At 73.9% G+C, this 26,021-nt stretch carries 17 protein-coding genes, 1 other RNA gene and 1 pseudogene; 12 read left to right on the top strand and 7 right to left on the bottom strand.

Annotation, left to right across the window (positions count from 1 at the left end; all coding sequences use genetic code 11):
* Window position 1: 1 nt before the first annotated feature.
* Both BS72_RS06815 and BS72_RS37835 read right to left on the bottom strand, forming a co-directional pair.
* A complete protein-coding gene (locus BS72_RS06815) occupies window positions 2-1,402 on the bottom strand; it encodes an ABC transporter substrate-binding protein (protein WP_037907205.1) in 1,401 nt (466 codons plus the stop codon).
* 479 nt (window positions 1,403-1,881) lie between these two features.
* Window positions 1,882-5,116 (bottom strand): annotated as a pseudogene (locus tag BS72_RS37835) (FtsK/SpoIIIE domain-containing protein).
* A 556-nt stretch (window positions 5,117-5,672) separates the two neighbouring features.
* On the opposite strand from BS72_RS37835, the gene BS72_RS06800 reads away from it, so the two are divergent.
* The 5 genes from BS72_RS06800 to BS72_RS06785 all read left to right on the top strand — a co-directional run bounded on the left by BS72_RS06800 (window position 5,673) and on the right by BS72_RS06785 (window position 12,553).
* Window positions 5,673-7,448, top strand: a complete 1,776-nt coding sequence (locus BS72_RS06800; RefSeq protein ID WP_063835982.1) for a serine/threonine-protein kinase — start codon at window positions 5,673-5,675, stop codon at window positions 7,446-7,448.
* A gap of 333 nt (window positions 7,449-7,781) precedes the next feature.
* The gene (locus tag BS72_RS37830) at window positions 7,782-8,975 is read left to right on the top strand and encodes a serine/threonine-protein kinase (protein ID WP_232792234.1); all 1,194 of its coding nucleotides are present in this window, start codon (window positions 7,782-7,784) and stop codon (window positions 8,973-8,975) included.
* 155 nt (window positions 8,976-9,130) lie between these two features.
* Window positions 9,131-10,330: a hypothetical protein gene (locus tag BS72_RS37820; RefSeq protein WP_232792233.1), complete on the top strand. Its 1,200-nt coding sequence runs from the start codon at window positions 9,131-9,133 to the stop codon at window positions 10,328-10,330.
* Entirely contained in the window at window positions 10,300-11,418 is a 1,119-nt protein-coding gene (gene prfB, locus BS72_RS06790) for a peptide chain release factor 2 (RefSeq protein ID WP_037907199.1), read from the top strand. The genes BS72_RS37820 and prfB overlap by 31 nt, the downstream gene beginning before the upstream one ends.
* A gap of 343 nt (window positions 11,419-11,761) precedes the next feature.
* On the top strand, window positions 11,762-12,553 hold the full coding sequence (locus tag BS72_RS06785) for a hypothetical protein (RefSeq protein WP_037907197.1): 792 nt from the start codon (window positions 11,762-11,764) through the stop codon (window positions 12,551-12,553).
* Window positions 12,554-13,014: 461 nt separating this feature from the next.
* Here the strand turns inward: BS72_RS06785 and BS72_RS06780 are convergent, their stop codons facing one another.
* A complete protein-coding gene (locus BS72_RS06780; protein WP_037907196.1) occupies window positions 13,015-13,209 on the bottom strand; it encodes a hypothetical protein in 195 nt (64 codons plus the stop codon).
* A 546-nt stretch (window positions 13,210-13,755) separates the two neighbouring features.
* Between BS72_RS06780 and ftsE the strand changes: the two genes are divergently transcribed.
* From ftsE to ssrA, 5 genes are all read left to right on the top strand, one after another.
* Window positions 13,756-14,445, top strand: a complete 690-nt coding sequence (ftsE, locus tag BS72_RS06775) for a cell division ATP-binding protein FtsE (RefSeq protein WP_037907191.1) — start codon at window positions 13,756-13,758, stop codon at window positions 14,443-14,445.
* Between the two features lie 174 nt (window positions 14,446-14,619).
* Window positions 14,620-15,537, top strand: coding sequence for a permease-like cell division protein FtsX (gene ftsX, locus BS72_RS06770; RefSeq protein WP_037907189.1), 918 nt, complete (start codon window positions 14,620-14,622; stop codon window positions 15,535-15,537).
* A 233-nt stretch (window positions 15,538-15,770) separates the two neighbouring features.
* Entirely contained in the window at window positions 15,771-17,084 is a 1,314-nt protein-coding gene (locus BS72_RS06765; protein WP_037907186.1) for a S41 family peptidase, read from the top strand.
* An 18-nt stretch (window positions 17,085-17,102) separates the two neighbouring features.
* A complete protein-coding gene (gene smpB / locus BS72_RS06760) occupies window positions 17,103-17,582 on the top strand; it encodes an SsrA-binding protein SmpB (RefSeq protein ID WP_037907184.1) in 480 nt (159 codons plus the stop codon).
* A gap of 169 nt (window positions 17,583-17,751) precedes the next feature.
* Window positions 17,752-18,138: a transfer-messenger RNA gene (ssrA, locus tag BS72_RS33065) on the top strand.
* A 113-nt stretch (window positions 18,139-18,251) separates the two neighbouring features.
* Here the strand turns inward: ssrA and BS72_RS06755 are convergent.
* From BS72_RS06755 to BS72_RS06740, 4 genes are all read right to left on the bottom strand, one after another.
* On the bottom strand, window positions 18,252-18,920 hold the full coding sequence (locus BS72_RS06755) for a hypothetical protein (RefSeq protein ID WP_051950717.1): 669 nt from the start codon (window positions 18,918-18,920) through the stop codon (window positions 18,252-18,254).
* The gene (locus BS72_RS06750; RefSeq protein ID WP_037907182.1) at window positions 18,917-20,137 is read right to left on the bottom strand and encodes an AAA family ATPase; all 1,221 of its coding nucleotides are present in this window, start codon (window positions 20,135-20,137) and stop codon (window positions 18,917-18,919) included. Before BS72_RS06750 ends, BS72_RS06755 begins: the two co-directional genes overlap by 4 nt.
* Before the next feature lie 210 nt (window positions 20,138-20,347).
* Window positions 20,348-21,346, bottom strand: a complete 999-nt coding sequence (locus tag BS72_RS06745) for a phospholipase D-like domain-containing protein (protein WP_037907180.1) — start codon at window positions 21,344-21,346, stop codon at window positions 20,348-20,350.
* Between the two features lie 604 nt (window positions 21,347-21,950).
* Window positions 21,951-22,808, bottom strand: coding sequence for a FadR/GntR family transcriptional regulator (locus BS72_RS06740; protein ID WP_051950716.1), 858 nt, complete (start codon window positions 22,806-22,808; stop codon window positions 21,951-21,953).
* An 863-nt stretch (window positions 22,809-23,671) separates the two neighbouring features.
* Here BS72_RS06740 and BS72_RS06735 point away from each other — a divergent pair.
* Both BS72_RS06735 and BS72_RS06730 read left to right on the top strand, forming a co-directional pair.
* Complete coding sequence (locus BS72_RS06735; RefSeq protein ID WP_232792231.1) at window positions 23,672-24,985, top strand: APC family permease; 1,314 nt, start codon at window positions 23,672-23,674, stop codon at window positions 24,983-24,985.
* Window positions 24,985-25,899, top strand: coding sequence for an acetamidase/formamidase family protein (locus tag BS72_RS06730; protein WP_037907177.1), 915 nt, complete (start codon window positions 24,985-24,987; stop codon window positions 25,897-25,899). Before BS72_RS06735 ends, BS72_RS06730 begins: the two co-directional genes overlap by 1 nt.
* Window positions 25,900-26,021: the final 122 nt, after the last annotated feature.

The raw sequence follows: 26,021 nt of genomic DNA, 5'->3' as shown, positions 1-26,021 counted from the left end.
ATCAGCTCCCGTACGCCTTGGCCGCGTCGGCCTCCAGCTTGGCCTGGGTGCCCGCGATGTCCTTCGGGTCGGCCAGGAAGTCCTGGAGGTCCTTCCACTCGCCCTGCCCCTTGGTGCCGCCGAAGGCCGCCGGCGCCTGGTCGGACATGTCGAACCGGAAGTCGTCACCGGAGGCGATCAGGGCCTGGGCGATGGTGCGCTGCACCGCGTCCGGGTAGGCCGAGAGCGGCAGCGACTTGTTCGGCGACAGGTAGCCACCGCTTGACGCCCAGATCTTCGCCGCGTCGGTGGACGCCACGAAGGTCAGCAGCGCCTGCGCGCCGGGGCTGTCCTTGAGCGCCACGCCGACGTCGCCGCCGCTGACCACGGGCGCCTTGCCGCCGTCGACGGCCGGGAACGGGAACACCTTCGCGTCCGTGCCCACCTTCGCCTTGGTGCTGGAGGTGATGAACGACGCCACGAAGTCCGCCTCGTAGACCATCGCGGCGGCCGGCGGGTTGCCGGTGAAGACCTGCGTCACCGACTTCGGGAAGTCCGTGGCCAGCGCGCCCTTGGTGCCGCCGGCGATCAGGTCCTTGTTCCCGAAGAGCTGCGCCAGCGTGGTCAGCGCCTGCTTCACCGAGGGGTCGGTCCATTTGATCGTGTGGGCGGCCAGTTCGTCGTACTTCTGCGGGCCGGCCTGCGAGAGGTAGATGTTCTCGAACCAGTCGGTGAGCGTCCAGCCGTCCGCGCCGCCGATCGACACCGCGGGGGTGCCCGACTCGTAGACGGTCTCGGCGGTCTTCAGGAAGTCCGCCCACGTCGTGGGCGGTGTCACCCCGGCGGTCTGGAAGGCGGCGTTGTTGTACCAGATCAGCGACTTGTTGGCGACCTTGGCGTAGACGCCGTACTGCTTCCCCTTCCACGCGCCCAGGTCGCGCCAGCCCTTGGAGAAGTTCTTGTCCAACTGCGCCTGTGCGGCGGCCCCGAGCGGCTTCAGCCAGCCCTTGTCGGCGAACTGGTGGAGCACCCCGTTCTGGGCCAGGAACGCCACGTCCGGCGGCGCCCCGCCCTCGATCTTGGTGCCCAGGAAGGTGGACTGGCTGTCGCCGGTCGGCACGAACGTGGACTTCGCGCCGGTGCGCTGGTCGAAGGCGTCCAGGACCTTCTGGAACGCCTTCTGCTCCGGGCCGGTCCACACCGCGGCCACCTCGATCTTCTGACCGTGCAGGTCAGGGAGGTCCAGCCCGTCGGACGAGGGCAGGGCAGCCGCCGACGGCGACGCTTTCGAGCCGTCCTTCCTGCCCCCGCCACCGCAGCCCGCCGCGGTCACGGCGAGCGCGGACACCGCGACCACGGCCAGTGCCGTGCGAGTCACGTTCCGGTGGGCTCGCGTGGTGCGTGTGCGTTTCACGATACGCATGTAGCCATCCCCTCAGTGCCGAGGCGACCGTCCTACTGCCCGGTTCACAGGGTCGCAAGAGCGCGCGGCCGCGCCTGGGGACCATCGTGACCATGCCGTGATGCTGCGTCAAAACTCGTGTCGGGGGTGACTATTGGTGGAGGTGGTGGAGGTGGTGGAGGTGGTGGAGGTGGTGGACGTGGCGGGTGGAGGCAAGGGGCGGGTCCGGGAGGCGGCGGGCCTGCCCGGCGGCGGCCGACGGCCCCGCCCGCACCCCGCGGGAGCGGCGTCGACGGCGCGGGCCCCGGCCGTCCTCCGGCAGACACGGCCCCTCCCGCCGCGGCGACACCGGAGCCGGCACCGCCGCGGCGCGATAGCCGAAGCCGGGTGCGGGCGGGCCGACGCCGGGTGCGGGATCAGCGGGCGGGCCGACGCCGGGTGCGGGATCAGCGGGCGGACCGATGCCGGGTGCGGGATCAGCGCGCGGACCGACGCGGGTGTCAGATCAGCGGGCGGGCCGACGCGGCGGCCTCCGGCTGCGCGCCCTGACCACCCGGCGCCCCCGAGCCGGGCTCCTCGGCCGCCGGCGCCGCCGTCTCCGCCGCCCGCTGGAGAGCGCTGGCCAGCAGCGCCAGGTCGGTGGGCCCGTTGCCCAGCTCCCGTACCTGCCGGCGGGCCGGCGGGTCGCCCATCCGCTCCCACTCCACCGGCACGACGGTGGGCCGCAGGGTCGCCGTACGGGGGATGCGGCCGCTGACCCGGGCGGCCTGGAAGACCGTCACCGCGCCGCCCGGCCGCCGCAGGTAGGCCCGTCCGGGCAGCGCGTCGTCCAGCCCCGCCGGGTCCTCCACGTGCACCAGCAGCGCCGCCGACTCCGGGTCCGGCATCCGCAGCGCGATCCGCAGCCGGGCGCGCTCGTCGGCCTCGGTGCCCGCGGTGCGCTCCGGGCGGCCGGTCGAGGCGACCAGGTGCACACCCAGCCGCTCGCCCTCCCGGGCCACCGCCTCCAGGGCCCGCACCACGCTGCCCGCCGCGGGGCGCCCCGTGCTGCCGAGCCCGGGCGCGACCACCGCGTCGAAGTCGTCCACCACCACGACCAGCCGGGGCACGGCCGGCGCGGTCTCCCCGGTGCCGCCGGCCGAGGAGTCGGCGGCCTGCGGCCCTCCGCGTTCGACCTGGTGGGGCAGCGCCGCCGACACGGCCCGGCGGGCGTGCCAGGCGGCGAAGTCCTCGTCGCCCAGCAGCTGCGCCCGCCGCTTCAGCTCGGCCGACAGGGCCTGGGCGAACTCCCGCATCCGCACGGGGTCGGAGGCCACCAGATGCGTCGACACGTGCGGCAGGTCCGCGCACGCCGCCAGGCCCTCGCCCCGCTCGGTGCCGGCCCCGTCGACCAGCACCAGCGCCAGCCGGTCCGGCGGCTCGCCAGCGGCCAGCGCGGCCGCCACCGAGCGCAGCAGCTCCGTCTTGCCGGCGCCGGCCCCGCCGCCCACCAGCAGGTGCGGGCCCTCCGCCACGAGGTCCACGGCGACCCGGCCGCCCGCGCCCAGCCCGACCACCGCGCTCGCCCCGGCCGCCGCCCGGGCGCCTCGGACCAGCGGGCGCCGATCCGGGCCGGCGTGGCCAGCGCCAGGTCGAGCTCGTCCAGGAGCCGTACGCCGGCCGGGAGCTGGTGCCGCGACGGAACGTCCGCCGAGCCCGCGTCGGCCTCCCGCAGCGGGGCCAGGGCCCGGGCGAAGTGCTCGGCCCAGGTCGCGGAGACGGCGTCCAGCACGATCTCCGCGCCCTCGGCGCAGGCCCGCACCGCCCCCACGGCCTCGACCGGTACCGGTACGGGACCGCCCTCACCGGATGCCGCGGCGATGCCGGTCGCGGCGGCCTCGGGCGGGGAAGCGGGCCCGTTCGCGGCCGCGTTCGCGGAGCCGGCCGCGGCCGGTGCCGCCGTGCCGCCCCCGGCGGCCGTCTCGACCAGCAGCGCCGTCCCGACGTCGCCGCGGATGCGGGCGACCGCCCCGGTGGCCACCGGGGGACGCTCGCCCGACTCGGCCAGGCACAGGACGTGGACGCCCGCGGCCGGCCCGGCCGCCGCGAGCCGGGCCACCGTCTCCCGCAGCGCGGCGGAGCCGGGGTCGCCGTCCACGACGAGCAGCGCGGCCGGGCCCTCGTGGGCGGCGGCCGCCGCCTTCACGGCCTCGGGCCGGGCGGTGGCCCAGCCCGAGCCCAGCGGGCCGGCCTCCACCCTGCGCACCAGTTCGGCGGTGCGCGCCTCGGCCTGGTCCCGGTCGAAGGCCAGCAGGAGCCGGCAGTCCTGGCCGTGCCCGGGGCGCAGATGGGGCAGCCAGTTCAGCCAGGACCACTCCTCGGCGCGCTCGTCGGCGCCACGGGTGCGGTCGGCGGCCAGCAGCACGACCTCCAGGGCGGCGGGGGAGTGCAGCGCGCACAGCTGGGCCAGCACCGCCCGGGCCAGGCCGGCCAGGCGGGGCGCGGCCCGGCCAGGGTCAGCGCGGAGGTGGCCGGCGCCCGAAGGTCGACCGTGCACGGCACCGCCCGCAGCAGCCGTCGGCCGTCCGGGGCGGGCAGGTCGGCGGTGCCCAGGCGGACGGTGAGCGCGTCGGGGTGGCCGGGGCCCCGCTCCCACAGCCGGCGGCCGGGGCCGAGGGCGGTCAGCAGCACCGACGCCGGGTCCGGCCACCGCTCGCGCAGCGCCTCGGCCTCGCCGCTCTCCTCCTCGGCCGCTTCCGGACCGTCGGGAGCGCTCTCGGCCGCTGGGGAGCGGGGGCCGGCCAGCCGCCGCGCCCAGGCGCCTATGGCACCGCGGACGCCGCCGCGCGGGTCCGCCTCGTCCAGGGCCTGGCGCGGCCGCTCGCCGGTGGCCCGCCGGCCGCTGCCCGCGCCCTCCGCGGGGCTGTCGGCGGCCAGGCCGCGGCCGTGGGTCCCGGTGGCGGCGCCGGCGGACTCCGCGGGGCCCCAGGGTGCGACCGGGTACGGGCCGGGGCCCCCCGGCGCCGGGGCCGACCCGGACGGGCCGTCCGGTGGCGGCGCGGCCTCACCCGTGCCGCGCGGCCACACCCGCAGGTGGCCGTCGTTGTCCGCGCTGGTCGCCAGGGGCGGGGCCGCCGCGCGGTGGGCCGGGCTCAGCCGCAGGGTCGACTCGCCGATCCGCAGCGGCACGGCCGGCGGGAAGGCCACCGGCTGGCCGCCCACGGCGGAGCCGCCCAGCACGGTGCCGTTGGTGGAGCCGAGGTCCGCGACCGTCACTCCGCCGTCCGGGCCGACCGCGACCACGCAGTGCAGCCGCGAGACGTCCGGGTCGTCCAGCGGCACGTCGGCCTCGGCGGAGCGGCCTATCCGGGCCTGGCCGCCCTGGAGCAAGTGCACGCCGCCCGCGTCCGGGCCGCCCACCACGTGCAGCGCGGCCAGGTCCGCCGGCGGGCGGCCGTACTGCCCGAAACGGCCGTACTGGCCGTGGTCGCCGTGCTGCTCGGCGGGCGCGTGCAGGGACAGCAGCGCGCCGTCCACCAGAGGGGGTACGCCGAGGACGGCGTTCGGATCGAGCCGGCCGGCGCCGGCGTACAGCGCGACCGAGGCCCCGGCGGAGCGGCCGCCGGGCTGGGCCGAGCCCGCCGCGCTGGCCAGGGCGCCGGCGACGGCGCTCAGCGCGGTGCCGGCGGGGGCGGTGACCAGTACGTCGCATCCGCGGCCGCTGCGCGGCCCGAGGACGGTCAGCCGGATCTGCATCTCGTCCGCGGTCCCTTCTCCCGGCCCGGGCGTACCGGCTGCGCCCGCGCTGTACGGGGCATCCTCCCACCCCGCACTGACAGTTCGCTGCGGGGAGTCCCCTCCGGTTGATCTTGCCCGCCGGGCCGGCCGGGGCGGGCGGCGGCCCCGGAACCGCCGGGCAACCGGAGCGGCCGGTACGCGCGTCCTCAGGCCGGGGACCCGACGAGGACCGCGGCACCGCCGACCCGGAGTGACCACCCGGACGGCGGGTAGCGGCCGGGAGCACCGGCGGGAGTACCGGGGGAGGAGTACCGGCCGGAGTACCGGTGGTGACGGCGGAGCGCCGGGAGCGTCCGGTGAGGCCGCCGCGCGCCCCCGCGCTCCGGTCGTCCTGAAGCGGAGCCCCGCGCTTCGGGGAGGCAGGCAATAGGCTGGGCCGGAATGTGTGGACGCGAAGGTACGGGAACGTACGCGAAGGCAAGGCACGCGAAGGTACGGGAACGTGCGCCGAGGTACGCGGCAGGCCGCGGGGACGGCGTGAACGATCAGCACGAACGATCAGGGAGCTCATGACGTGCGGCCGGTAGGCAGCAAGTACCTCCTGGAGGAGCCGCTGGGACGCGGCGCGACCGGCACCGTGTGGCGCGGCCGGGTGCGCGACGACCAGGGCGGCGTCGTCCAGGACACCGTCGTCGCGGTGAAGGTCCTCAAGGAGGAGCTCGCCGGCGACCCCGACGTGGTCACCCGCTTCCTGCGCGAGCGCTCGGCCCTGCTGCGGCTGCGCCACCCGCACATCGTCCGGGTCCGCGACCTCGTCGTCGAGGGCGATCTGCTCGCCCTCGTCATGGACCTCGTCGACGGCCCCGACCTGCACCGCTACCTGCGGGAGAACGGCCCGTTCACGCCGGTCGGAGCGAGCCTGCTCACCGCCGCCGTGGCCGACGCGCTCGCCGCCAGCCACGCGGACGGCATCGTGCACCGCGATCTGAAGCCCGCCAACGTCCTGCTCGCCACCGTGGCGGGCGAGGACGGCGCGGACCGCATGCACCCGATGCTGACCGACTTCGGCATCGCCCGGCTGGCGGACTCCCCGGGGGTCACCCGGACCCAGGAGTTCGTCGGCACCCCCGCCTACATCGCGCCCGAGTCGGCGCAGGGGCGGCCGCAGACCTCCGCGGTCGACGTCTACGGCGCCGGCATCCTGCTGTACGAGCTGGTCACGGGGCAGCCGCCGTTCCGCGGCGAGTCGGCCCTGGAGGTGCTGCACGCCCACCTCACCGAGGAGCCGCGCCGCCCCTCCAGCGTCCCCGAGCCGCTGTGGACGGTGATCGAGCGCTGCCTGCGCAAGGACCCGGGCCAGCGGCCCAGCGCCGAGAACCTGGCCCGCGCGCTGCGCGTGGTCGCCGGCGGTATCGGCGTGCACGCGAGCCCGGCCGCCGTGGAGGCGGCGCTCGGCGTCGGCGCGCTGCTCGGGCCGGCCGCCGACCCGGCGCCCGTACCCGGCACCGGTGTCCCGGCGGCCTTCGGCGGCGACGCCGAACCCACCCAGGTGCTCCCCTCGGGCAGCAGCGCCTACGACCCGAACGCGCCCACCAGCGCCTTCAGCTCGAACGCGGCAGCCGGCGCCTACGACCCGTACGCCGCCACCAGCGTGCTGCCCTCCTCGGGCGGCGGCGACGCCGACCGCACCCGGGTGCTGCCCTCCGACGGCGCCGCCGGGGGCACCCCGCCCGACCCGCACCACCCGTGGGAGTCCCAGCTCAGCGCCGCCCGCCAGCGCAACGAGCAGACGGAGGTGCGGCCCGTCGACCCCGGGCTCGACCCGCTCCACCGCCCCCCGCTGCGCCGCTCCCAGCAGCCCCAGCAGCAGCCGCGCCAGGCCCAGCCCCCGGCCAGTACCACCAGGGCGGCCAGGGGGCCCAGCCCTACGGCTACCCGCAGCAGGGCGGCCAGGACCCCCGCTACGGCCACCCGCCGCAGCAGCCGCAGGCCCGGCGGCCCGAGCCGCGCTACCAGGAGCCGCCGCAGCAGGCCCCCGCCGGGCCGAACCGCGCCAGGAGCCCCGCTACGAGCCGCAGCGGCCGCCCGCCCCGCCGCGCCCGAGCCGCGGGCGCCGCGGGAGCCGCGGCGCACCGCGAACCCGATGAAGATCCCGGGCCTGGGCTGCCTCAAGGGGTGCCTGATGGTGATCCTCGTCGTCATCGTGGTGTTCGTCGTGGTCTGGTACACGACCCCGCTGCCGGACTGGGTCAACAGCACGCGCAACCTGTACGACGCCACGAGTGACTGGATCAGCTCGGCGTGGGACAAGGTGTCGTCGCTGACCGGCTCGGGCGGCTCGTCCAACTGAGCCCGGCGGGGCTGATGGGGGCCGGTAAGGGGTCCGGTGGGGGCGGAGACGGGGCGGGCACGGCCGGCTGTCGGGTCCGCCGCTGTCCCCCCTCAGGGCGGTAGTGGGGATTTGTCGACTTCCCGAGGGTGATTTCTCCGCCGTAACCCCCACCGACCGGCCACCCGTGCCCCGAACGATCCCTGACCCGCGTAGTTTTGTCGCCAACACCACGCGACGCACCCGCGCGCCAGGCGGCAGCGGGGCCCGGACACCCGGCAAGCAGGCCCGCCGGTGGCAGCAGGCGGCAGCGCGCGGCGCCACGAGGGGATCGCCGGAGGAGTCGGAGCAGAGTTGGCCAGGAAGATCGGCAGCCGGTACACCGCCCACCAGGTGCTGGGGCGGGGATCGGCGGGCACCGTGTGGCTCGGCGAGGGGCCGGAGGGCCCGGTCGCCATCAAGCTGCTGCGCGAGGACCTCGCCTCCGACCAGGACCTCGTCGGCCGCTTCGTCCAGGAGCGCACCGCCCTGCTGTCCCTGGACCACCCGCACATCGTCGGCATCCGCGACCTCGTGGTGGACGGCACCGACCTGGCCCTGGTGATGGACCTGGTGCGCGGCACCGACCTGCGCTCCCGGCTGGAGCGCGACCGCCGCTTCGCCCCCGAGGCGGCCGTCGCGGTGGCCGCCGACGTCGCCGACGGCCTGGCCGCGGCGCACGCCGCGGGCGTCGTCCACCGCGACGTCAAGCCCGAGAACGTCCTGCTGGACTCCGCGGCCCCGCCCGGCCCCGGCGGCGCCCCGCCCGCGCTGCTCACCGACTTCGGCATCGCCCGGCTGGTCGACACCCCGCGCCGCACCCGCGCCACCCGGATCATCGGCACCCCGGACTACCTCGCCCCCGAGATCATCGAGGGCCTGCCGCCTCGCGCCTCCGTCGACATCTACGCGCTGGCCACCGTCCTGTACGAGCTGCTGGCCGGGTTCACCCCGTTCGGCGGCGGGCACCCGGGCGCGGTGCTGCGCCGGCACGTCACCGAGACCGTCCAGCCGCTGCCCGGGCTGCCCGAACCGCTGTGGCAGGTGCTCGCCCAGTGCCTGGCCAAGGCGCCCGCCTCCCGGCTGAAGGCCGCCGAGCTGGGGGCGCGGCTGCGCGAGCTGCTGCCGGAGCTGGCCGGGCTGCCGCCGCTGGAGGTGGACGCGCCCGGCGGCTCGGGCGCCGACCGCGAGGCGGGCCCGCAGGGCGCCGAGGACGGCGACGACGGAACCGGGGACCCGTTCGCCGCCACGCCCTACGACGGCCGTGCCGGAGCCGGCGCCGAGGCCGCCGACCGTCGGCGGGGCGCCGTCCCCCTGGTGCGGTCGGCCGCCCCCGACTCCAGCCGCGACACCCACACCAGCATCAGGCTGCCCACCGCGGAGGAACTGGCCGGCTTCGCGGCCGCGGCCCAGGAGGAGCGCGCCGCCCGTGGCCGCGCCTCGGCCCCGAGCGCCCGGCCGGCCCCCGCCACCGCTCGGTCGCCGACGCGGTACGGCAGCGCCGGCTGAAGGTCACCGCGGCCTTCGCCGCCGCGCTCGCCGTCGCGGGCCTGGGCGGCTGGGGCATCGCCTCGGCCGGCTCCTCGGGCCACTCCGGGCACCCCGGTTCCGGTCCGGCCCGCGACGACCACTCCCCGTCGGGGGCCCCTTCGTCGGCGACCACCATGGGCCACGGCACCCCCGCCGCGCCCACCGGCGGCGCGGCCGCCCCGCAGGGCGGCACCGGCACCCCCGTGGAGCTGCCCCAGTGGTCGGCCTACCGCGACGCGCCGGCGGCCGGGGTCCGGCTCACCGGCGGCCCGCGCGCGCTGACCGTCGGCCACTCCACGTACGTCTTCGCCCGCGGCGCCGACAAGAACGTCTGGTACGTCGTGTACGACGGCTCCGGCTACGGCTCCTGGCACCGGCTGACCGGGATCAGCACCGAGGGCGATCCGGCCGTGGTCTCGGCCGCGCCGGGCCGGATCGACCTCTTCTCGGTCGGCACCGACGGCCTGCTCTACCACCGGACGCTCACCAGCGGCTACTGGCAGCAGTGGGTCCAGGTCGACCAGCGCACCCGCTTCGACGCCGCCCCCGCCGCGGCCTCGTCCGAGCCCGGCCGGATCGACCTGGTCGGCCGGGTCGGCGGCGACCTCGTCACCGCCTCGCTGGTCGACGGCCGGTGGAACGCCTGGGCGCTGGTGCCCACGGCCGGGCGGATCACCGCCGCGCCCGCGCTGGTCTCGCGGGCGCACGGCGCGCTCGACGCGTTCGTGGTGCGGCGCGCGGACGGAGCGGTGCTGCGGCTGCCGTTCTCCGGCGGGGCCTGGCGGCCGTCGTCGGTGGTGGACGGCCTGGACGGGACGGCCGCGGGGCGGCGGGCGGGCGGCCGGAGGCGCTGGCGGACAGCGGCCGGCTGTACGTCTTCGCCGGCGCGGCCCAGTCGGAGGCCGACGGTGCCCCCGGGCCGCTGGCGCTGCCCGCCGGGGCGTCCGGGCCGGTGGGGGCGGCGGCGTCCGGCGGCACGCTGGAGGTCTTCTCGCTCACCTCGGACGGGCGGCTGGCCCGCGCGACGGCGGCGGTGTAGCGGGTTCCAGCGGAACCGTTCCTGCGGCGGCCCGCGGCCCGACCCGGCGGCGGGTCAAGGTGCTTCGGGCGGTTCGGGCCGGAACAGCGGCCGGTTTCGGGGGTGCGGTTCCGTCCTGCGCAGCGGCCGTCTCCGGGCAGCGGCGCAGGCCGGAACGGGGGCCGCCACGGTGCGTCAGCGGCCGTGGACGGAGGGGCGGCGACGCCACGGGGAGCCGTACGACCGGAAACCGCCCTTCACCCGACCAGCCGGTACGCTGGACCCGTGGCAGTCGTCGACGTATCCGAAGAACTGAAGTCCCTCTCCTCCACCATGTCGTCCATCGAGGCGGTTCTGGACCTGGACCGGATGAGGGGCGACATTGCCGCGCTCGAGGAGCAGGCAGCGGCGCCCTCGCTGTGGGACGACCCGGAGAAGGCGCAGAAGATCACCAGCCGCCTCTCCCACCTCCAGGCGGAGCTGCGCAAGACCGAGGCGCTGCGGGGCCGCATCGACGACCTCGGCGTGCTGTTCGAGCTGGCCGAGGCCGAGGACGACGCCGACACCCGCGCCGAGGCCGAGGCCGAGCTGGACGCGGTGCGCCGCGCGCTGGACGAGATGGAGGTCCGCACCCTCCTGTCCGGCGAGTACGACGGGCGCGAGGCCCTGGTCAACATCCGGGCCGAGGCCGGCGGCGTCGACGCGGCGGACTTCGCCGAGCAGCTCCAGCGCATGTACCTGCGCTGGGCGGAGCGCCACGGCTACGCGACGGAGATCTACGAGACCTCGTTCGCGGAGGAGGCGGGCATCAAGTCCACCACCTTCGTGGTGAAGGCCCCCTACGCCTACGGCACCCTCTCGGTCGAGCAGGGCACCCACCGCATGGTGCGCATCTCCCCGTTCGACAACCAGGGCCGCCGCCAGACGTCGTTCGCCGGCGTCGAGGTGCTGCCGGTCGTGGAGCAGTCCGACCACGTGGAGATCGACGAGTCCGAGCTGCGGGTGGACGTCTACCGCGCGTCCGGCCCCGGCGGCCAGGGCGTCAACACCACGGACTCCGCGGTGCGCATCACCCACCTGCCCACCGGCATCGTCGTCTCCTGCCAGAACGAGCGCTCGCAGATCCAGAACAAGGCCAGCGCGATGAACGTCCTCCAGGCCAAGCTGCTGGAGCGGCGCCGCCAGGAGGAGCAGGCCCTGATGGACTCGCTCGGCAAGGGCGACGGCGGCAACTCCTGGGGCAACCAGATGCGTTCGTACGTCCTGCACCCCTACCAGATGGTCAAGGACCTGCGGACCGACCACGAGGTCGGCAACCCGCAGGGCGTGCTCGACGGCGACATCGACGGCTTCATCGAGGCCGGCATCCGCTGGCGCAAGTCCAACGAGAAGGCCGCCGCGTAACCCTGCTCCAGCCGCGTAACCCTGTTCCACGCGAGGGCGGGCACCCCACCAGGGGCGCCCGCCCTTCGCCGTACTCCCCCAACACGCGCGTGCGGCAGATCCGTTCCGCGTGTCGTGTCACAGTGCTGTACAGAAGTGGCGGGCACAGGAGGGCATTCCACCCAAGCCCGGCGTAACAGCCTTGACGGTCGCGGGTCGACGGGGAAGGGTGTTGCGCGGCATGCGCATGTAACGAGTCGTAAGCGCACGGGGACGGCCGAGAGCCGGTCCACCAGGAGCGCGGCACGCCACTCCGCATCGCTGCGCGGCCGCACACAGACATTCAACTGGGGGTACGTGACATATGAGCAAGAGAAACACCAGGCTGCGCGTCGTTCGCGTCGCCGCGGCCGCGGTGATCGCGGCCGGCGCGACCATGACCGCCGTCGGCGCGGCCCAGGCGGCGTCCGCGCCGAGTGGCGTCCACGTGCAGGTGGAGGTCGGGAACGAGGACACGATCCCGAGCGACACCCCGACCGACGGGGCGACGGACCCGACGGACCCGCCGTCCTCTCCGGCCGATGACGGCAGCGGTGGCGTGCCGACGACGGAGCCGACCTCGCCGGACCCGACCGGTGACGGCGACGGCGGCGTGCCGACGACGGAGCCGACCTCGCCGGACCCGACCGGTGACAGCGACGGCGGCGTGCCGACGTCCGAGCCGACGTCCTCGGCTCCCACGGGTGACAGCGGCGGCGACCAGTCGACCACCCCGACGACGCCCGCGGGCGGCGGCGGCTCCACGACCAGCGGTTCGTCCTCGTCCGGCGGCTCCGGCTCGGGCGGATCGTCCTCCGGCGGGTCGTCCTCCGGCACGTCCTCCTCGGCGTCCGGCGGTTCGTCCTCGTCCAGCAGCGGGAACGACAACACCTGCACCCTGACCGGCGACAGCGTCGACTGCGGCAACAACGTCAGCACCGACAACACGCAGCCGGTCGAGCAGGGCCAGACCACCACGCAGCTGGCCGAGACCGGCTCCAGCGGCACGACGTTCATGATCATCGGCGCGGCGACCCTGATCGCCGGCGGCATCGGCTTCCGGCTGACCCCGCGCCTGGTCAACCGCGCCGGCGGCAACGGCGGCGCCGCGGCCTGACGGACGCGCTCCGTGTCGCTCCACGCGGCACCACGACGGACGGCGGGTCCGGGGAGTTCCCCGGACCCGCCGTCCGCTTCTGCCGCGTTCCGCCGCGCCACGGGCAGGGGACCGAGCAGGGAACGCCGGAGAGAGCGGCGACTCTGCCGGGGCCCGGGAGGACGTGCGGGGGCGGGCCCGGGAGGATATGCGGGGCGGGCCCGGCTCGATCTCGTCTGCGGATTCGGCGCATCGCGGTGGGCGGGCGCGACACGGAGCCCTCAGACGGGCCCGGGAAGGCCGTCTGCCGGGCCTTTCGACGTCACCTCTGGCGGGGAACCGCCGCGGATGTCCCCAGGGACGTCAGGCATGTCGCGAGCGCGGTCGCGGAACGACGCCGCCGAACACGGCCCGGCGTCGCTGCCGCCGGCGGTGTGCCGGGTGGGCCGGTGTCGGAGTGTCGCCGGCGGTAGGCCGGTGCCTCAGGCCGTCGCGTGCTCGACGAGGAGGACGACGGCCAGCAGGGCGATCAGCGCGGCCACGATCGCGGCCGGTGATATGGGGGAGGACCAGCCGCTCTCCTGCTCCAGTCGGGCCCGCGTGGCACGGCACGTCGGGCAGCGGCCCTCGCTCACGGGGCCGGCACACTGCGCACACACCAGTCGGTCGAACGTCATCGCGCTCTCCTCCTCCGTCCGGTGAAACGCCGCCGGTCAGTCAATGGTTCCCCGAGGTGACCGCGCTACTCGCCGTCGCTGCGCGTCGCACGGGTCCGGTGGCGTGCGCGGCCCTCTCTCCACTGTGCCAGGTTCCGTCCCCGGGGGCGCCCCCGGGGACCGAAAGCGCCCGGAAAGCGCCGATGTGCGCCCCTGGGTGCCCCTGGGTGCCCCTTGACTGTCCTTGGGCGCGCCTGAGTGCCTGGTGGATGCCCGGGAACGGGTCCGCCCGGTGGATCGGCCCGTGGATCGGCTCGTGGATCAGCTGGTGGATCAGCCTGGTGGATTCCCCGCGGCAGGGAGAAGTGCCCGCTGTGGCCCGAAGGGGCCTGTGACGGCTTTGCCCTGGTACGGCCTGTGGCCCGGGCCACCAACCCAGGGCGGCGACTGCGCTCCCCACACGCGTTCGCGTAGTGTCGCCCCCGACATCCCCTATCCGGCCGAACCCCAAACCCCGCAGCCGTCGCGCGTTCCGCGGGCCCCGAATCCCACAACCCTGGTGCCACCGTGATCCGATTCGACAGCGTCACCAAGACCTACCCCAAACAGAACCGCCCCGCCCTGCGGGACGTCTCGCTCGAGATCGAGAAGGGGGAGTTCGTCTTCCTCGTGGGGTCGTCCGGCTCAGGCAAGTCGACGTTCCTGCGCCTCATCCTCCGCGAGGAGCGCACCGACACCGGCATGGTCCACGTCCTGGGCAAGGACCTCAACAGACTGTCCAACTGGAAGGTCCCGCAGATGCGGCGCCAGCTCGGCACCGTCTTCCAGGACTTCCGGCTGCTGCCCAACAAGACCGTCGCCGAGAACGTCGCCTTCGCGCTCGAAGTGATCGGCAAGCCCCGCGGCACCATCCGCAAGACCGTCCCCGAGGTCCTCGACCTCGTCGGCCTGGCCGGCAAGGACGACCGGATGCCCGGTGAGCTGTCCGGTGGCGAGCAGCAGCGCGTGGCCATCGCGCGCGCCTTCGTCAACCGGCCGATGCTCCTCATCGCGGACGAGCCCACGGGCAACCTCGACCCGCAGACCTCTGTCGGCATCATGCGGCTGCTGGACCGGATCAACCGCACCGGGACCACCGTCGTCATGGCCACCCACGACCAGAACATCGTCGACCAGATGCGCAAGCGCGTCATCGAGCTCGAGAAGGGGCGACTGGTCCGCGACCAGTCCCGCGGCGTGTACGGCTACCAGCACTAGCCCGGCCCACCAGCGGCCCCGCCACCTCCGCGGCGGGGCCGGCGCCGCCGCACCGGCACCCCGGCGAGCCCGGCCATGCGGGCTTCCCGCCGCCACCCGCCGCCTCACCGCGAGTGCCGCCCGCGTCGGCCGGACCCGCCCCGCACCGCCCCTCCGGAAGGAACCCCGACCCCCATGCGTGTCCAGTTCGTCCTGTCGGAGATCGGCGTCGGCCTCCGACGCAACCTGACCATGACGTTCGCCGTCATCATCTCCGTAGCGCTCTCCCTCGCCCTCACCGGCGGCGCCCTGTTGGCCAACAAGCAGGTCACGGCCATGAAGGGCTACTGGTACGGCAAGGTCGAGGTCGCCCTCTACATGTGCAACAAGGCGGACGCGTCGACCACGCCGAACTGCGCCAAGGGCGCCGTCACCGACCAGCAGAAGGCGCAGATCCTCGCCGACCTGCGCAAGCTGCCGATCGTCAAGAAGGTGTACTTCGAGAGCGAGCAGGAGGCGTACAAGCACTACAAGGAGCAGTTCAAGAGCACCCCGCTGGTCAACGCGGTCACCCCGGACCAGATGGAGCAGAACTACCGGATCAAACTGAAGGATCCGACGAAGTTCGCGGTGGTGGCCAGCGCCTTCAACGGACGGCCGGGCGTGCAGTCCGTGGTCGACCAGCGGAAGGTGCTGGAGAACCTCTTCGACCTGCTCAACGGCATGACCAGGGTCGCCTACGTGGTGCTGGCCTTCATGCTCACCGTGGCCATGCTGCTGATCATCAACACGGTCCGGGTCTCGGCGTTCAGCCGCCGCCGGGAGACCGGGATCATGCGGCTGGTGGGCGCGTCGAGCTTCTACATCCAGATGCCGTTCATCATGGAGGCCGCGTTCGCCGGACTGGTCGGCGGCGTGCTGTCCTGCGTGATGCTGCTGGGGGGCCGCTACTTCCTGATCGACGCCGGTCTGAACCTCCAGGAGAAGATCCCGCTGATCGCGTTCATCGGCTGGGGGCCGGTGATCAAGGTGCTGCCGCTGGTGCTGCTCATCGGCGTGGTGATGCCGGCGGTGGCCGCGTTCATCGCCCTGCGGCGCTACCTCAAGGTCTGACCCGGAGGTCGGCCCTGGAGGTCGGCCCTGGAGGACTGTCGCTGGAGGACTGTCTCTGGAGGGGCGGCGGTTGTCGGCCATGCGGCCGGCGGCCGCCGTTCGGCGTCTGGGATCAGGGAGTCGAGTGACTGGTCCGATGGTATGTGCGGACAACGTTCCGGTTGCCGGAATCGCTCCTGTGAGGTATCGCCATAGACCCGTCCGGACGGCCCCTCTGCCCTAGACTTCCGGCCATGTCCGGCCCGTCGCTGTTCGGGACGCCCCGCCGCTGGCGCCGCGGGGCCGCCCTGACGTTGGCGTGCGGCGCCGTACTGGCCGCCGGCGCGGCAGCCGGCAGCCTCACCGCCCCGCCCGCCCAGGCCCGTGCCTCGCGCGGGCAGGGCGCCGTCCATCCGGCCCTCCCCGCCCAGGCATCCGCCCCGGCCGCCGCCTCCGCCGTCACGGCTGCCCCGAAGGCCCCGGAGGCAGCCCCCACGGCTGTCCCGGCCGCCCGGAAGCCCGCCGCGATCATCGGCGGCACCCCGGCCGCCGATCCCCGGCCCACGGCGACGGCCACCCCCTCCCCGGACCCCGTCCCGACCGGGCAGGACGCCGCCGGCACCCTCAGCGCCTCCGCCGCCCGTGCCGCGGCCGACCGTGACGGCGACCGCTGGGCCTCCTTCTACACCGCCCGCGAGTACGCCGGCCTCCAGCAGGCCCTGGACGGGAGGTACGTCGGCACCGGCGTGTCCGTCCGGCAGGCCGACGACGGGCGCGTCACGATCACGAACATCCAGCGCGGCAGCCCCGCGGCCCGCGCCGGACTGCGCGGGGGGGACGTCCTGGACACCGTCGGCACCGCCAGTTGCGCCGGCGAGCCCGTCACCGAGGTCGTGGCCGCCCTGCGCGGCAGCGGCGTGCCCGGCAGCCGCGTCGCCCTGGGTGTGCGGCGCGGCGACCGCTCCTGGACGGTCACCGTGCGGCGGGCGACGCTCACCACCGAGCCCGTCACCGTCACCCCGCGGGCCGGCGGGCCGACCGTCATCGCCGTCGACGCCTTCACCAAGGGCGTCGCCCGGCAGGTACGGCAGGCCGCGCGCACCGCGGACCACGGCGTCGTCCTGGACCTGCGGGGCAACTCGGGGGGCCTGGTCAGCGAGGCGGTGGCCACCGCGTCCGTCTTCCTCGACGGCGGCCTGGTCGCCACGTACGACGTGCACGGGCGGCAGCGGGCCCTGTACGCGGCGGCCGGCCGGAACACCACCGCACCCCTGGTGGTGCTGGTGGACGGCGGCACGATGAGCGCCGCCGAGATGCTCTCCGGCGCGCTCCAGGACCGCGGCCGGGCCGTGGTGATGGGCTCGCGCACCTTCGGCAAGGGCGCGGTCCAGATGCCGCGCCGGCTCTCCGACGGTTCGGTCGCCGAACTGACCGTCGGCCACTACCTGCTGCCGGACGGACGGGACGTCGAGGGCCGGGGCATCACCCCGGACGTCGAGGTGCCGGCGGGCCACGACCCGGTCGCCGACAGCCTCGACGTATTTGCCGGCCTCGGAGCCGCCTCCTAGTGCGACAATGGCCCCGCTATGGCTAAAGAGACGGGTCGCAAGATGATCGCGCAGAACAAGAAGGCGCGGCACGACTACCACATCCTCGACACCTACGAGGCCGGGCTGGTGCTCACCGGGACCGAGGTGAAGTCGCTGCGCCTGGGCCGCGCGTCGCTCGTGGACGGCTTCGCGCAGCTCGACGGCGGCGAGGCGTACCTCCACAACGTGCACATCCCGGAGTACACGCAGGGGACGTGGACCAACCACTCCGCGCGCCGCAAGCGGAAGATGCTGCTGCACCGCGCGGAGATCGACAAGCTCAACCAGAAGTCGCAGGAGAGCGGCCACACCCTGGTGCCGCTCGCCCTGTACTTCAAGGACGGTCGGGTGAAGGTCGAGATCGCGCTGGCGAAGGGCAAGAAGGAGTACGACAAGCGGCAGACGCTGCGGGAGAAGCAGGACCGCCGCGAGTCGGACCGGGCGATCTCGGCGGCCCGGCGCAAGCAGCGGGGGTAGCGCCCCCCGGGGCGCCCCGAGGCCCCCTGCGGCCGGCCGCAGGGGTGGGCGGCGGCTGACCCGCGCGGGTGGACCGGGCGGAATACAGTGGCCGCCCTCGCGGCTGATCCCGTACCATGGAGACCAGCACCACCGGGTCCGCCCGGTGTGCACCTTGATAACACCACATGGGGATGATCGGTTTCGACTGGGGATGTCGAAGCAGGGGAAGCGAGCCGAGAAAGCGGCAATGATCTCGTTAACCATATGCCGAAACCAATAATCGCCAATTCCAAGCGCGATTCCTCCGCCTTCGCCCTCGCTGCCTAATTAGCAGCTAGCGAAGACTCTGCGGAGTGTCAGCCCGGGGCTGTTCCCGACCCGGATCCTGGCATCATCTAGGGGACTCAACCGCTGCGCCCGGCCACGGGACACAGCGGGAAACCAAACAGTGGCTGGGCCCGTCGGCGGCTTGTCCGCGTGACTGCCGGGGCCGAGAAAAGCACAGCGGACTGCGCTCGGAGAAGCCCTGGTTCCGCACCACAGGACGCGGGTTCGATTCCCGCCATCTCCACACTCCCCCAACGGGGCGAGGTACACCTGCCACTCACCGCAGGCGCACCTCGCCCCGTTGCTTTTCCCGCGCCCGCCTTCCTATCGCGCGGGCCCGTTCCGCGCGAGGTCAGGGTGTCACCGCTGGGGTGCTGCGGGCTGCCACTTCGCCAAATCCGCGAGGAATTCCGAGTAGGACCGGTTCGAGCCCTCGGGGTGGGTCAACATTCCCCGCTTCAGGGCCTCGGTGAGGATCACGGGACCGTCGCTCTCACGGTAACCGGGTGTGCTGAGTGCGCCGATCAGGTCCTCGTTCGGTGTCCGGCGGCGGCCTGTGTCCTTTCCGCGCAACTGCGCGGGGATGGACCAGGAGCGGTGCACCAGGGGAAAGGCGTCCGGGAAGAGCAGCAGCCATGCCTCGGACTCCGCCGCCGCGAGAGCGTACGCGGTCGAGTTCGTACCGGCTGCCTTCGCCAGGGCCGCCGAGACCGTGCGGCGGGCGAGGTCGTAGGCCGGACCGGGGGAGGCATCCATGTCCTCATGGACCGCGATGCCCACGAAGAGTCCGTTCTTCTGTCGTGCCTTGCCGCACGCCTTCTTCACCAGCGTGGTCGCGGCTGTGGAGAGGTCGGTGCCTGACTTCTTCCTGAGCCGCACCTGGTCGGTGATCTCGGTCAGGGTGACGGTATCGGCGAGCGCCGGGTGGTTCGCCTTGATGAGGGCCGCCAGCATGCGGCGGTCGTTGGAGCTTTCACCGGCGAGAACGACGATCCTCTTGCCGGAGGCGTGGACGCTCTGACGGCTCACAGCTCGTCCTCGGTCAGGTCACCGCCGAGCACGCCGGAGAACCAGAGTTCTCCCAGCGGCTGATCGCCACTCACCTCGGCGATCTCCGCAATCTCCGTCGCGGAAAGCGCCGGGATGACGGATGCGCCGTCCTGTTGGCGGTCACACACGATGAACTCGTCGGGATTCAGCCGGTCGACGAGGGCGGGCGAGTGCGTCGCCACGATGAACTGCGTGCGTTCCGAGGCTTCGCGAAGCCGCTCGACGATGAGTTCGAGTGCTTGCGGGTGCAAGCCGTGGTCGATCTCCTCGACGCAGGTGAGCGCGGGTGGATCGGGGTCGTAGAGCATGGCCAGCAGGCCCAGGAGGCGCACGGTGCCGAACGAGGCATCCGCCAGCGGAGTGGGTCGGCGCAGCCCCCGTTCACGCAGCACGACGGCGAGACGATCCGCGTATCCGCCGACCTGCTCGAACTCGATGGTCTCCAACTGCGGCAGGATCCTGCGGGCGTCCTCGGTGAGGAGGCGCCACCTCTCCTCGTCGGCGCTCAATTGGACGAGAATGGAGGCCAGGTTCTCCGCGTGCGGTGCCAGACCGCCAAGGCTGGGTCGGAGCCTGGTCGGCTGCCGCGCGGCGGTGACGTTCACGTCGAAGACCCTGAACGAGGAGAGCCGCTGGGCCACGCGGGCGACCTCCTCACCGCCGTCGGCGCGGCCCAACCGCGGCAGGGTGGAGAGGCCGCTGCTGAGCCGCTGGATGCCGAAGCTGCCGCTTTCGGACTCACGTCCGGCCCGATCGTCGACCACTCGGGCGGAGCCGCCCGAGATCTTGATACGCCGCCCCCTCCCCTGGGTGCGTTTGAACCGGAAACTCTCCTCGCGCGACAGGGTGTAGGAGGTACGCCTCGTCGACTGGGCGCGCCTGCGGATGGTCAGCTCGTACTCGTCCGGTGCCCTCAGGCTGGCATGGGTCGTCCATGTCGCCTTGAGCTGGATCTTCATGGAGGTCGGGGGCTTGGCGCCGCCCCAGAAGGCCACCTCGTCGAAGCCGCCCCGGTCCTCCAGCGCGGGTTCGAGATCCGTCTGGATGATCGCTGCCAGGAAGTCGAAGACCTTCAGGACGTTGGACTTCCCCACTCCGTTCGGACCCACCAGCACGGTGAGCGGGCCGAGCGGGATGGTCACGTCGCGGAGGCTGCGGAAGTTCTCGACGTGGAGCTCCAGTAGGCGGCCGGGCATGGGGCAAACCTATCGGGTGGCTGAGCCCGCCGCAGGCAAGCGGAGAGTGTGGTTGCGCCGCCTTGCCGGCGGTGCGCTCCAGGTCGGGGCTCGGGGCTCGGGGCTCGGGCAGCGGGGCGGCGGGGACAGGGCGGGTGCTTCCTGCCCCGGCGGGCCCGCGCCGTCCGGATCGTGCCGAGGGGGGAGGCGTGGGCCCGGGCGGGGGAGGGGTCAGGCGGCGGTGCCGCCGGTGAAGTCGGTGGCGAAGGTGGTCTCGATCGTGGTCGCGACCGACTGGGCGACGCCTGTGCCCGTCAGGATCAGGCCCAGTTCGCGGTTGCTGGAGAGGGAGTTGCTGCTGATGTTCATGGAGCCGGCCTCGACCGCCTGGGTGGAGAGGCCGTAGTCCGCGACCATCGCCTTCGCGTGGATGTAGAAGCCGTCGGGGTCGGAGTAGCCCACCACCTTGCCGCCGGCCGCCTTGATCGAGGAGACCTCGCCGGCGTAGTCCGAGGGCGTCTCCAGGACGACGCGCACGGCCACGCCCGCCTTCGCCCGGGCCACGATCGCGTTGACGACCGTGCTGTCGCTCAGCTCCAGCTCCTCCACGTCGAGCGTCTTCGTGGCCCCGTCGACCAGTGAGACCAGGCGGCTGCGGGAGTCGGTGGGGGACCACAGGAGGTGGTCGCCGTCGGTCGGGGTGACGGAGGTTCCGGCGTAGTCGGCGTTGAACACCTTCTCGATCGACGCGACATCGCGGCTGTCGTCGTCGAACACCCCGTAGTCGCGGCCGGTGGTGTAGTACTGCGAGGTCAGGTTGCCGGTGAGGATCAGGGACGTGGTGCCGTCCACGGTGATCGTCTTCTGGTGGGTGTAGACGAACGCCGACGGCGACCACACCACGCCGACGCCCGCCGCCGTCAGGGAGGCGTACGCGGAGCTGTTCTCGCTCTGGTGCTGGCGGTCCAGGATGACGCGGACGGTGACGCCCTTCTTCTTCAGGGCTATGAGGTCGTTGACCGCCGTCGTGTCCTGCAGCTCGTACATCGTCATGTCGAGCGAGCTGGTGGCCGTGTTGACGAAGTCGTAGATCGTGGGCTCCGTGGTGCCGCTCCGCGAGAAGGCGAACGCCGTGTAACCGGCGGCGCTCGCGGGGACGGTGGCGAGGGCGACGGCGGCGGCTCCGGCGGTGAGCGCGGTACCGGCGCGGGTGAGGACCTTCCACAGCATGGGTGGCTCCTGGTGGTGTCGACGGACGGTGGCGCTCACGGGCCCTTCATGGACGCTCGCGGGCACTCGCGGGCACTCGCGGGCACCCACGGGCGCTTACGGCGGAACGGGAGTGGTGCGTGGTGAGCGTGGGCATGACACCACGCGCGTAGAACGCCGGGAAAGAGCGGCGAGGTGAACGTGGTGTGACGGTCGGGACGGTCCGGGTACGACCGGGGGCGCGGCCCAGGTGGGAGGCGGGGTGGGCGGCGACCGGGGATCGCAAAGACTTGGTAAGCGGAGCGTCCCGATGCCCGCGCCCGGGGCGCCGGATCGCGCGGACGGGCTCCTCGGGCGGCACCGGTCCGTGGCCTCCGCTTCCCCGGCCGGTGGTGCGCGGCCCGGGGGATCGGCGCCGCCGCGGACGCCGGTGCGCCCGCCCGGCTGATGGCGTTGACCGGTGACCGCGGCCCGGTGACCCGGTGCTCCCCGGGCTCAGGTCGCTCCGGCGCCCGCCGTTCCGACGGGGACCTGGCCCGGCTTTCGGTTGCGGCGGCGTGGGTGGCGGCGGCGCGGCGTCCATCCTGCCCGGCGCGTTCGCACGGCACCCGAGCCGCGGGCAGGGTCAGCCCGCGGCCTCCTCGGCGATGCCGCGCACCTCCCGTTCCGCCCGTGCTCCCGACTCCCGGGGGTCGACGCGGACGTCGGCGGGGGCGCCCGAGGCCGCGGCGCCGACCGTCCGCTCGACGCGGTGGGCCAGGCGCCGGAGGACGTCCTCGGTGATGCCGAAGTGCTCGTGCGCGATCCGCGCCGCGGCGTCGCCGTCGCCGCCGCACACCGCGTCGACGAGGTGGTGGTGGCCCGGGCGGGACCGCTCGTACAGGTCCCAGGTGTAGGGCTCCATCGAGACGCCGAGGCTGACCTCGGAGAGCAGCCGCCGGTGGAGGGCGACCAGGCGCGGGTTGTGGGCGGCACGGGCGACGGCCAGGTGCAGTTCGGTGTCGATCTCCCGGGCCCGGCTGGGGGAGGGGGCCTCGTCGAAGTCCGCGAGGAGGCGGCGCAGTTCGGCCCGGTCGGCGGCGTCGGCCCGGTCGGCCGCGGTGCGGGCGATCAGGCCCTCGACGAGTCGGCGGTAGTCGAAGAGGGCCTCGAACTCCTCCCAGCGGTCGAGCAGCGTCTGCTGGACCGCGCGGGCGCTGGCCTGTGTCCACTCGGCCCGGACGAACGCGCCGCCGGCCCGGCCGCGGCGGATCTCCAGCAGCCCCTCGTCACTCAGCCGGCGCAGCGCCACCCGCACGCTCTCCCGGCTGACGCCCAGCAGCGCGGCCAGCTCCCGTTCGCTGGGGAGGCGGTCCCCGAGGCTGTACTCGCCCAGCGCGACGGCGGTGGCCAGCCGGTGGGCCACCTGCTCTCCGGTCGTGGCGGCGTGCAAGGGCTCCAGGGAAGCCCGCCCGCCGAGGGGCGGGTCTGGCAGGTCGGTCATCTTCACCTTCGCATCGGGACGTTCGGCGGAAGATTCGGCGGGGTGTCCGCCAGGGTCTGGACGGGCGTCCGGCGGGGCGCCGTTCGGGCTCCGGGCGGGGTGCCGCCCGGACTCCTGCAGGATGCCGTTCGGGCGCCGGACAATAAAAGGTCTAGTAATCAGACCTTTTATTGTCTAGGCTGCTCGGCACAGCGTCGCACCACACCCTAGGTCCGACCAGGCGTGATGTGCCGCCGCCCGGGTTCCCCGCGGCGAAACCACGGCCGTACGCCAGCGCCGCCGGCGGCCGCCGGGCGAGAACCGCCTGCCCCTCCGGCGCCGCCGTTCAGGCTGCCGGAACGGGTAGGCGGTCGAGAGCCGACGGTCTTCACCGGCCTTCCGCTGAGGTCCCCGGACCTCCGTCGCCGTCCGCCGATCTCCGTCGCCGTCCGCCGTCCGCCGTCCGCCGTCCGCCGACCTTCGTCCGGGTCCGCCGATCTCCGTCGCCGTCCGGGCAAGCCGCACCGAGCCGACCGAGTCCGGCCGAGTCCGGCCTGAGTCCGGCCGAGCCCGGCCTGAGCCGTATCGAACAGCGCGAACGACGGGAACCGACCGGAACGCACCCGAGCACTCCCCACGCCTCCGAATCCCCCCGTCCCCACTGAACTCCCGCGGAGGGCCACGCACCCATGACGTCCACCACCGACCCGGCAGGGTCCCGGCCGCCCGGGAAACCGTCCGCGAAGCCGCCGTCCGCAGGCACAGCCCCAGGCACAGCCCCAGGCACAGCCCCGGCCCCAGGCGCGGGCGCGGGCCGTGGAGCGGGCTCGGGAACAGAGCAGGACCTGGCCTCCTTCGGGTACAGCCAGGAGCTCAAGCGGTCGTTGAGACTGTCCGACCTGATCATCTACGGGTTGGTGTTCATGGTGCCCATCGCACCGTTCGCCATCTTCGGTGTGGTCTTCAACGGGTCGAAGGGCATGGTCCCGCTGACCTACCTCATCGGCCTGGTCGCGATGTTCTTCACCGCGCTCAGCTACCGCGAGATGTCCCGGGCCTTCCCGATCGCCGGCTCCGTCTACGCGTACGCCGGGCGCGGCATCAACGACAAGGTGGGCTTCATCGCGGGCTGGGGCATCCTGCTGGACTACCTGCTCATCCCCACCCTGCTCTACGTGATGAGCGCCGCCGCCCTCACCTCGCTCGTGCCCGGCGTGCCGCAGTGGCTGTGGGTCGTGGTCTTCGTCGTCGTCAACTCGGTTGTCAACTTCTTCGGCATCGAGTCCACCGCCCGGCTCAACAAGTACTTCCTGCTGGGTGAACTGGTCGTGCTGGCGCTGTTCGTCGGGTTCGGCGTGGCGGCGATCGTCGCGGGCAAGAACGGCGCGCACTTCTCACTCGACCCGTTCTACCGCCACGGGCTCGTCACCCCCGGGCTGATCTTCGGCGCGCTGTCCATCGCGGTGCTGAGCTTCCTCGGCTTCGACGGCATCTCGACGCTGTCGGAGGAGGTCGAGGGCGGCGACCGGCGCCTGGTCGGCAAGGCCACGATGTACGCGCTGGTCGCGGTGGCGGTGCTGTTCGTCGTGCAGACCTACGTGGCCGCCCTGCTGGTGCCGGGGAAGACCGGGTTCAAGGGCGACGACGCCACCAACTCCGCCTTCTACGACATCGCCGCCATCGCCGGCGGCCACTGGCTCAAGACCACCATCGCCGTCGCCTCCGCGCTGGCCACCGGCGTCGCCAACTCGCTGGTGGCACAGGCCGCGACCTCCCGCCTGCTCTACAGCATGGCCCGCGACCGCAAGCTGCCGGCGTTCCTCGGCCACGTCCACCCCAAGCGGAAGGTGCCGCAGCGGGCCATCATGTTCGTGGCGGTCGTGTCCCTGGTGCTGGGCCTGTGTTTCGTCGGCCAGGTCGACCTGCTGTCGTCGCTGGTCAACTTCGGCGCGCTGTTCTCGTTCCTGCTGCTGCACGCCTCGGTCTTCACGCACTTCGTGCTCCGCAACCGCAGCCGCCGTTACGGTCTCCACATCGCGGCCCCGCTCATCGGCTTCGTGATCATCGGCTCGGTGCTGTGGAACATGGACGACCGCGCCCGGATCAGCGGCGTCATCTGGCTCGCCGTCGGCGGCTGCGTGCTGCTCTACTACCGCCTCAGCGGACGGGGCGCCAACCTGGAACTGGAGAACACCTGATGCACCTGAAAGCCACCGACTCGCACAACGTCTGGGACAACTCGATCCCGCCGGTGCTCACCGTCGCCCCCGGCGACACGGTGACCGTGGAGACCCTGGAGTCCAGCGGCGGGCAGCTCTCCCGCACCTCGACGGCCGCCGACGCCGCCAACCTCGACTTCGGCCGCCTCAACCCGGTGACCGGCCCGATCCGGGTGGACGGCGCCGAGCCCGGTGACGCGCTGGTCGTCGACATCCTCGACGCCGCCGTCGACGAGTGGGGCTGGACCGCCTGCATCCCCGGCTTCGGACTGCTCGCCGACGACTTCCCCGACGCCCACCTGCGGATCGTCCCCATCAACGGCGACCGCGCCGAGCTGCTGCCCGGCCTCGCCGTGCCGGTGCTGCCCATGGTCGGCACCATCGGGACGGCCGTGCCGGAGCCCGGCGAGCACTCCGTGGTGCCGCCGCGCCGCTGGGGCGGCAACATGGACATCCGCCAGATCGGCCCCGGTGCCCGGCTGCGGCTGCCGGTCGGGGTGGACGGCGCGCTGCTCTCCCTCGGCGACGTGCACGCGGCGATGGGCGACGGCGAGGTCTGCGGCACCGGCGTCGAGACCTCGGCGACCATCCGGCTGCGCGTGGGCCTGGAGAAGGGCGCGGCCCCCCGCACCCCGATCCTGGAGACGTCCCCGGCCTCCCGCCGCACCGGCGCGGCCCTGGTCACCACCGGCATCGGCCCCGACCTGATGGCCGCGTCGAAGGAAGCCGCCCGCCACCTCGTCGACGAGGTGGCCCGCCGTACCGGCATCGACCCCGTCGACGCGTACCTGCTCGTCAGCATCGCGGGCGACCTGGTCATCTCCGAGATCGTCGACGTCCCGAACTGGGTCGTCAGCGCGCACCTGGACCGCTCGCTCCTCGCCGGCCTCTGAGCCCCTGGCCTCCGAGCCCCGGGCCGCGCAGCCCTCGGCTGCTCCTCACGCCGCCCTGCTCCTGAGCCGCCGCCGAAGGCCGGGGCCGGGCATCCCGCAGCGGATGCCCGGCCCCGGCCTTC

The sequence above is a fragment of the Actinacidiphila yeochonensis CN732 genome (genome assembly GCF_000745345.1).
Classification (GTDB): domain Bacteria; phylum Actinomycetota; class Actinomycetes; order Streptomycetales; family Streptomycetaceae; genus Actinacidiphila; species Actinacidiphila yeochonensis.
This window is presented reverse-complemented; position numbering and strand designations above follow the sequence as displayed.

Excerpts from the sequence above, each read along its gene's own strand:
- BS72_RS06765 (WP_037907186.1), top strand. The coding sequence starts at position 15,771 with ATGTCCGGCCCGTCGCTGTTCGGGACGCCCCGCCGCTGGCGCCGCGGG.
- ftsX (WP_037907189.1), top strand. The coding sequence starts at position 14,620 with ATGCGTGTCCAGTTCGTCCTGTCGGAGATCGGCGTCGGCCTCCGACGC.
- BS72_RS06750 (WP_037907182.1), bottom strand. The coding sequence starts at position 20,137 with ATGCCCGGCCGCCTACTGGAGCTCCACGTCGAGAACTTCCGCAGCCTC.
- BS72_RS06730 (WP_037907177.1), top strand. The coding sequence starts at position 24,985 with ATGCACCTGAAAGCCACCGACTCGCACAACGTCTGGGACAACTCGATC.
- BS72_RS06785 (WP_037907197.1), top strand. The coding sequence starts at position 11,762 with ATGAGCAAGAGAAACACCAGGCTGCGCGTCGTTCGCGTCGCCGCGGCC.
- BS72_RS06740 (WP_051950716.1), bottom strand. The coding sequence starts at position 22,808 with ATGACCGACCTGCCAGACCCGCCCCTCGGCGGGCGGGCTTCCCTGGAG.
- smpB (WP_037907184.1), top strand. The coding sequence starts at position 17,103 with ATGGCTAAAGAGACGGGTCGCAAGATGATCGCGCAGAACAAGAAGGCG.
- BS72_RS06745 (WP_037907180.1), bottom strand. The coding sequence starts at position 21,346 with ATGCTGTGGAAGGTCCTCACCCGCGCCGGTACCGCGCTCACCGCCGGA.
- BS72_RS06815 (WP_037907205.1), bottom strand. The coding sequence starts at position 1,402 with ATGCGTATCGTGAAACGCACACGCACCACGCGAGCCCACCGGAACGTG.
- BS72_RS06780 (WP_037907196.1), bottom strand. The coding sequence starts at position 13,209 with ATGACGTTCGACCGACTGGTGTGTGCGCAGTGTGCCGGCCCCGTGAGC.
- BS72_RS37820 (WP_232792233.1), top strand. The coding sequence starts at position 9,131 with ATGGGCCACGGCACCCCCGCCGCGCCCACCGGCGGCGCGGCCGCCCCG.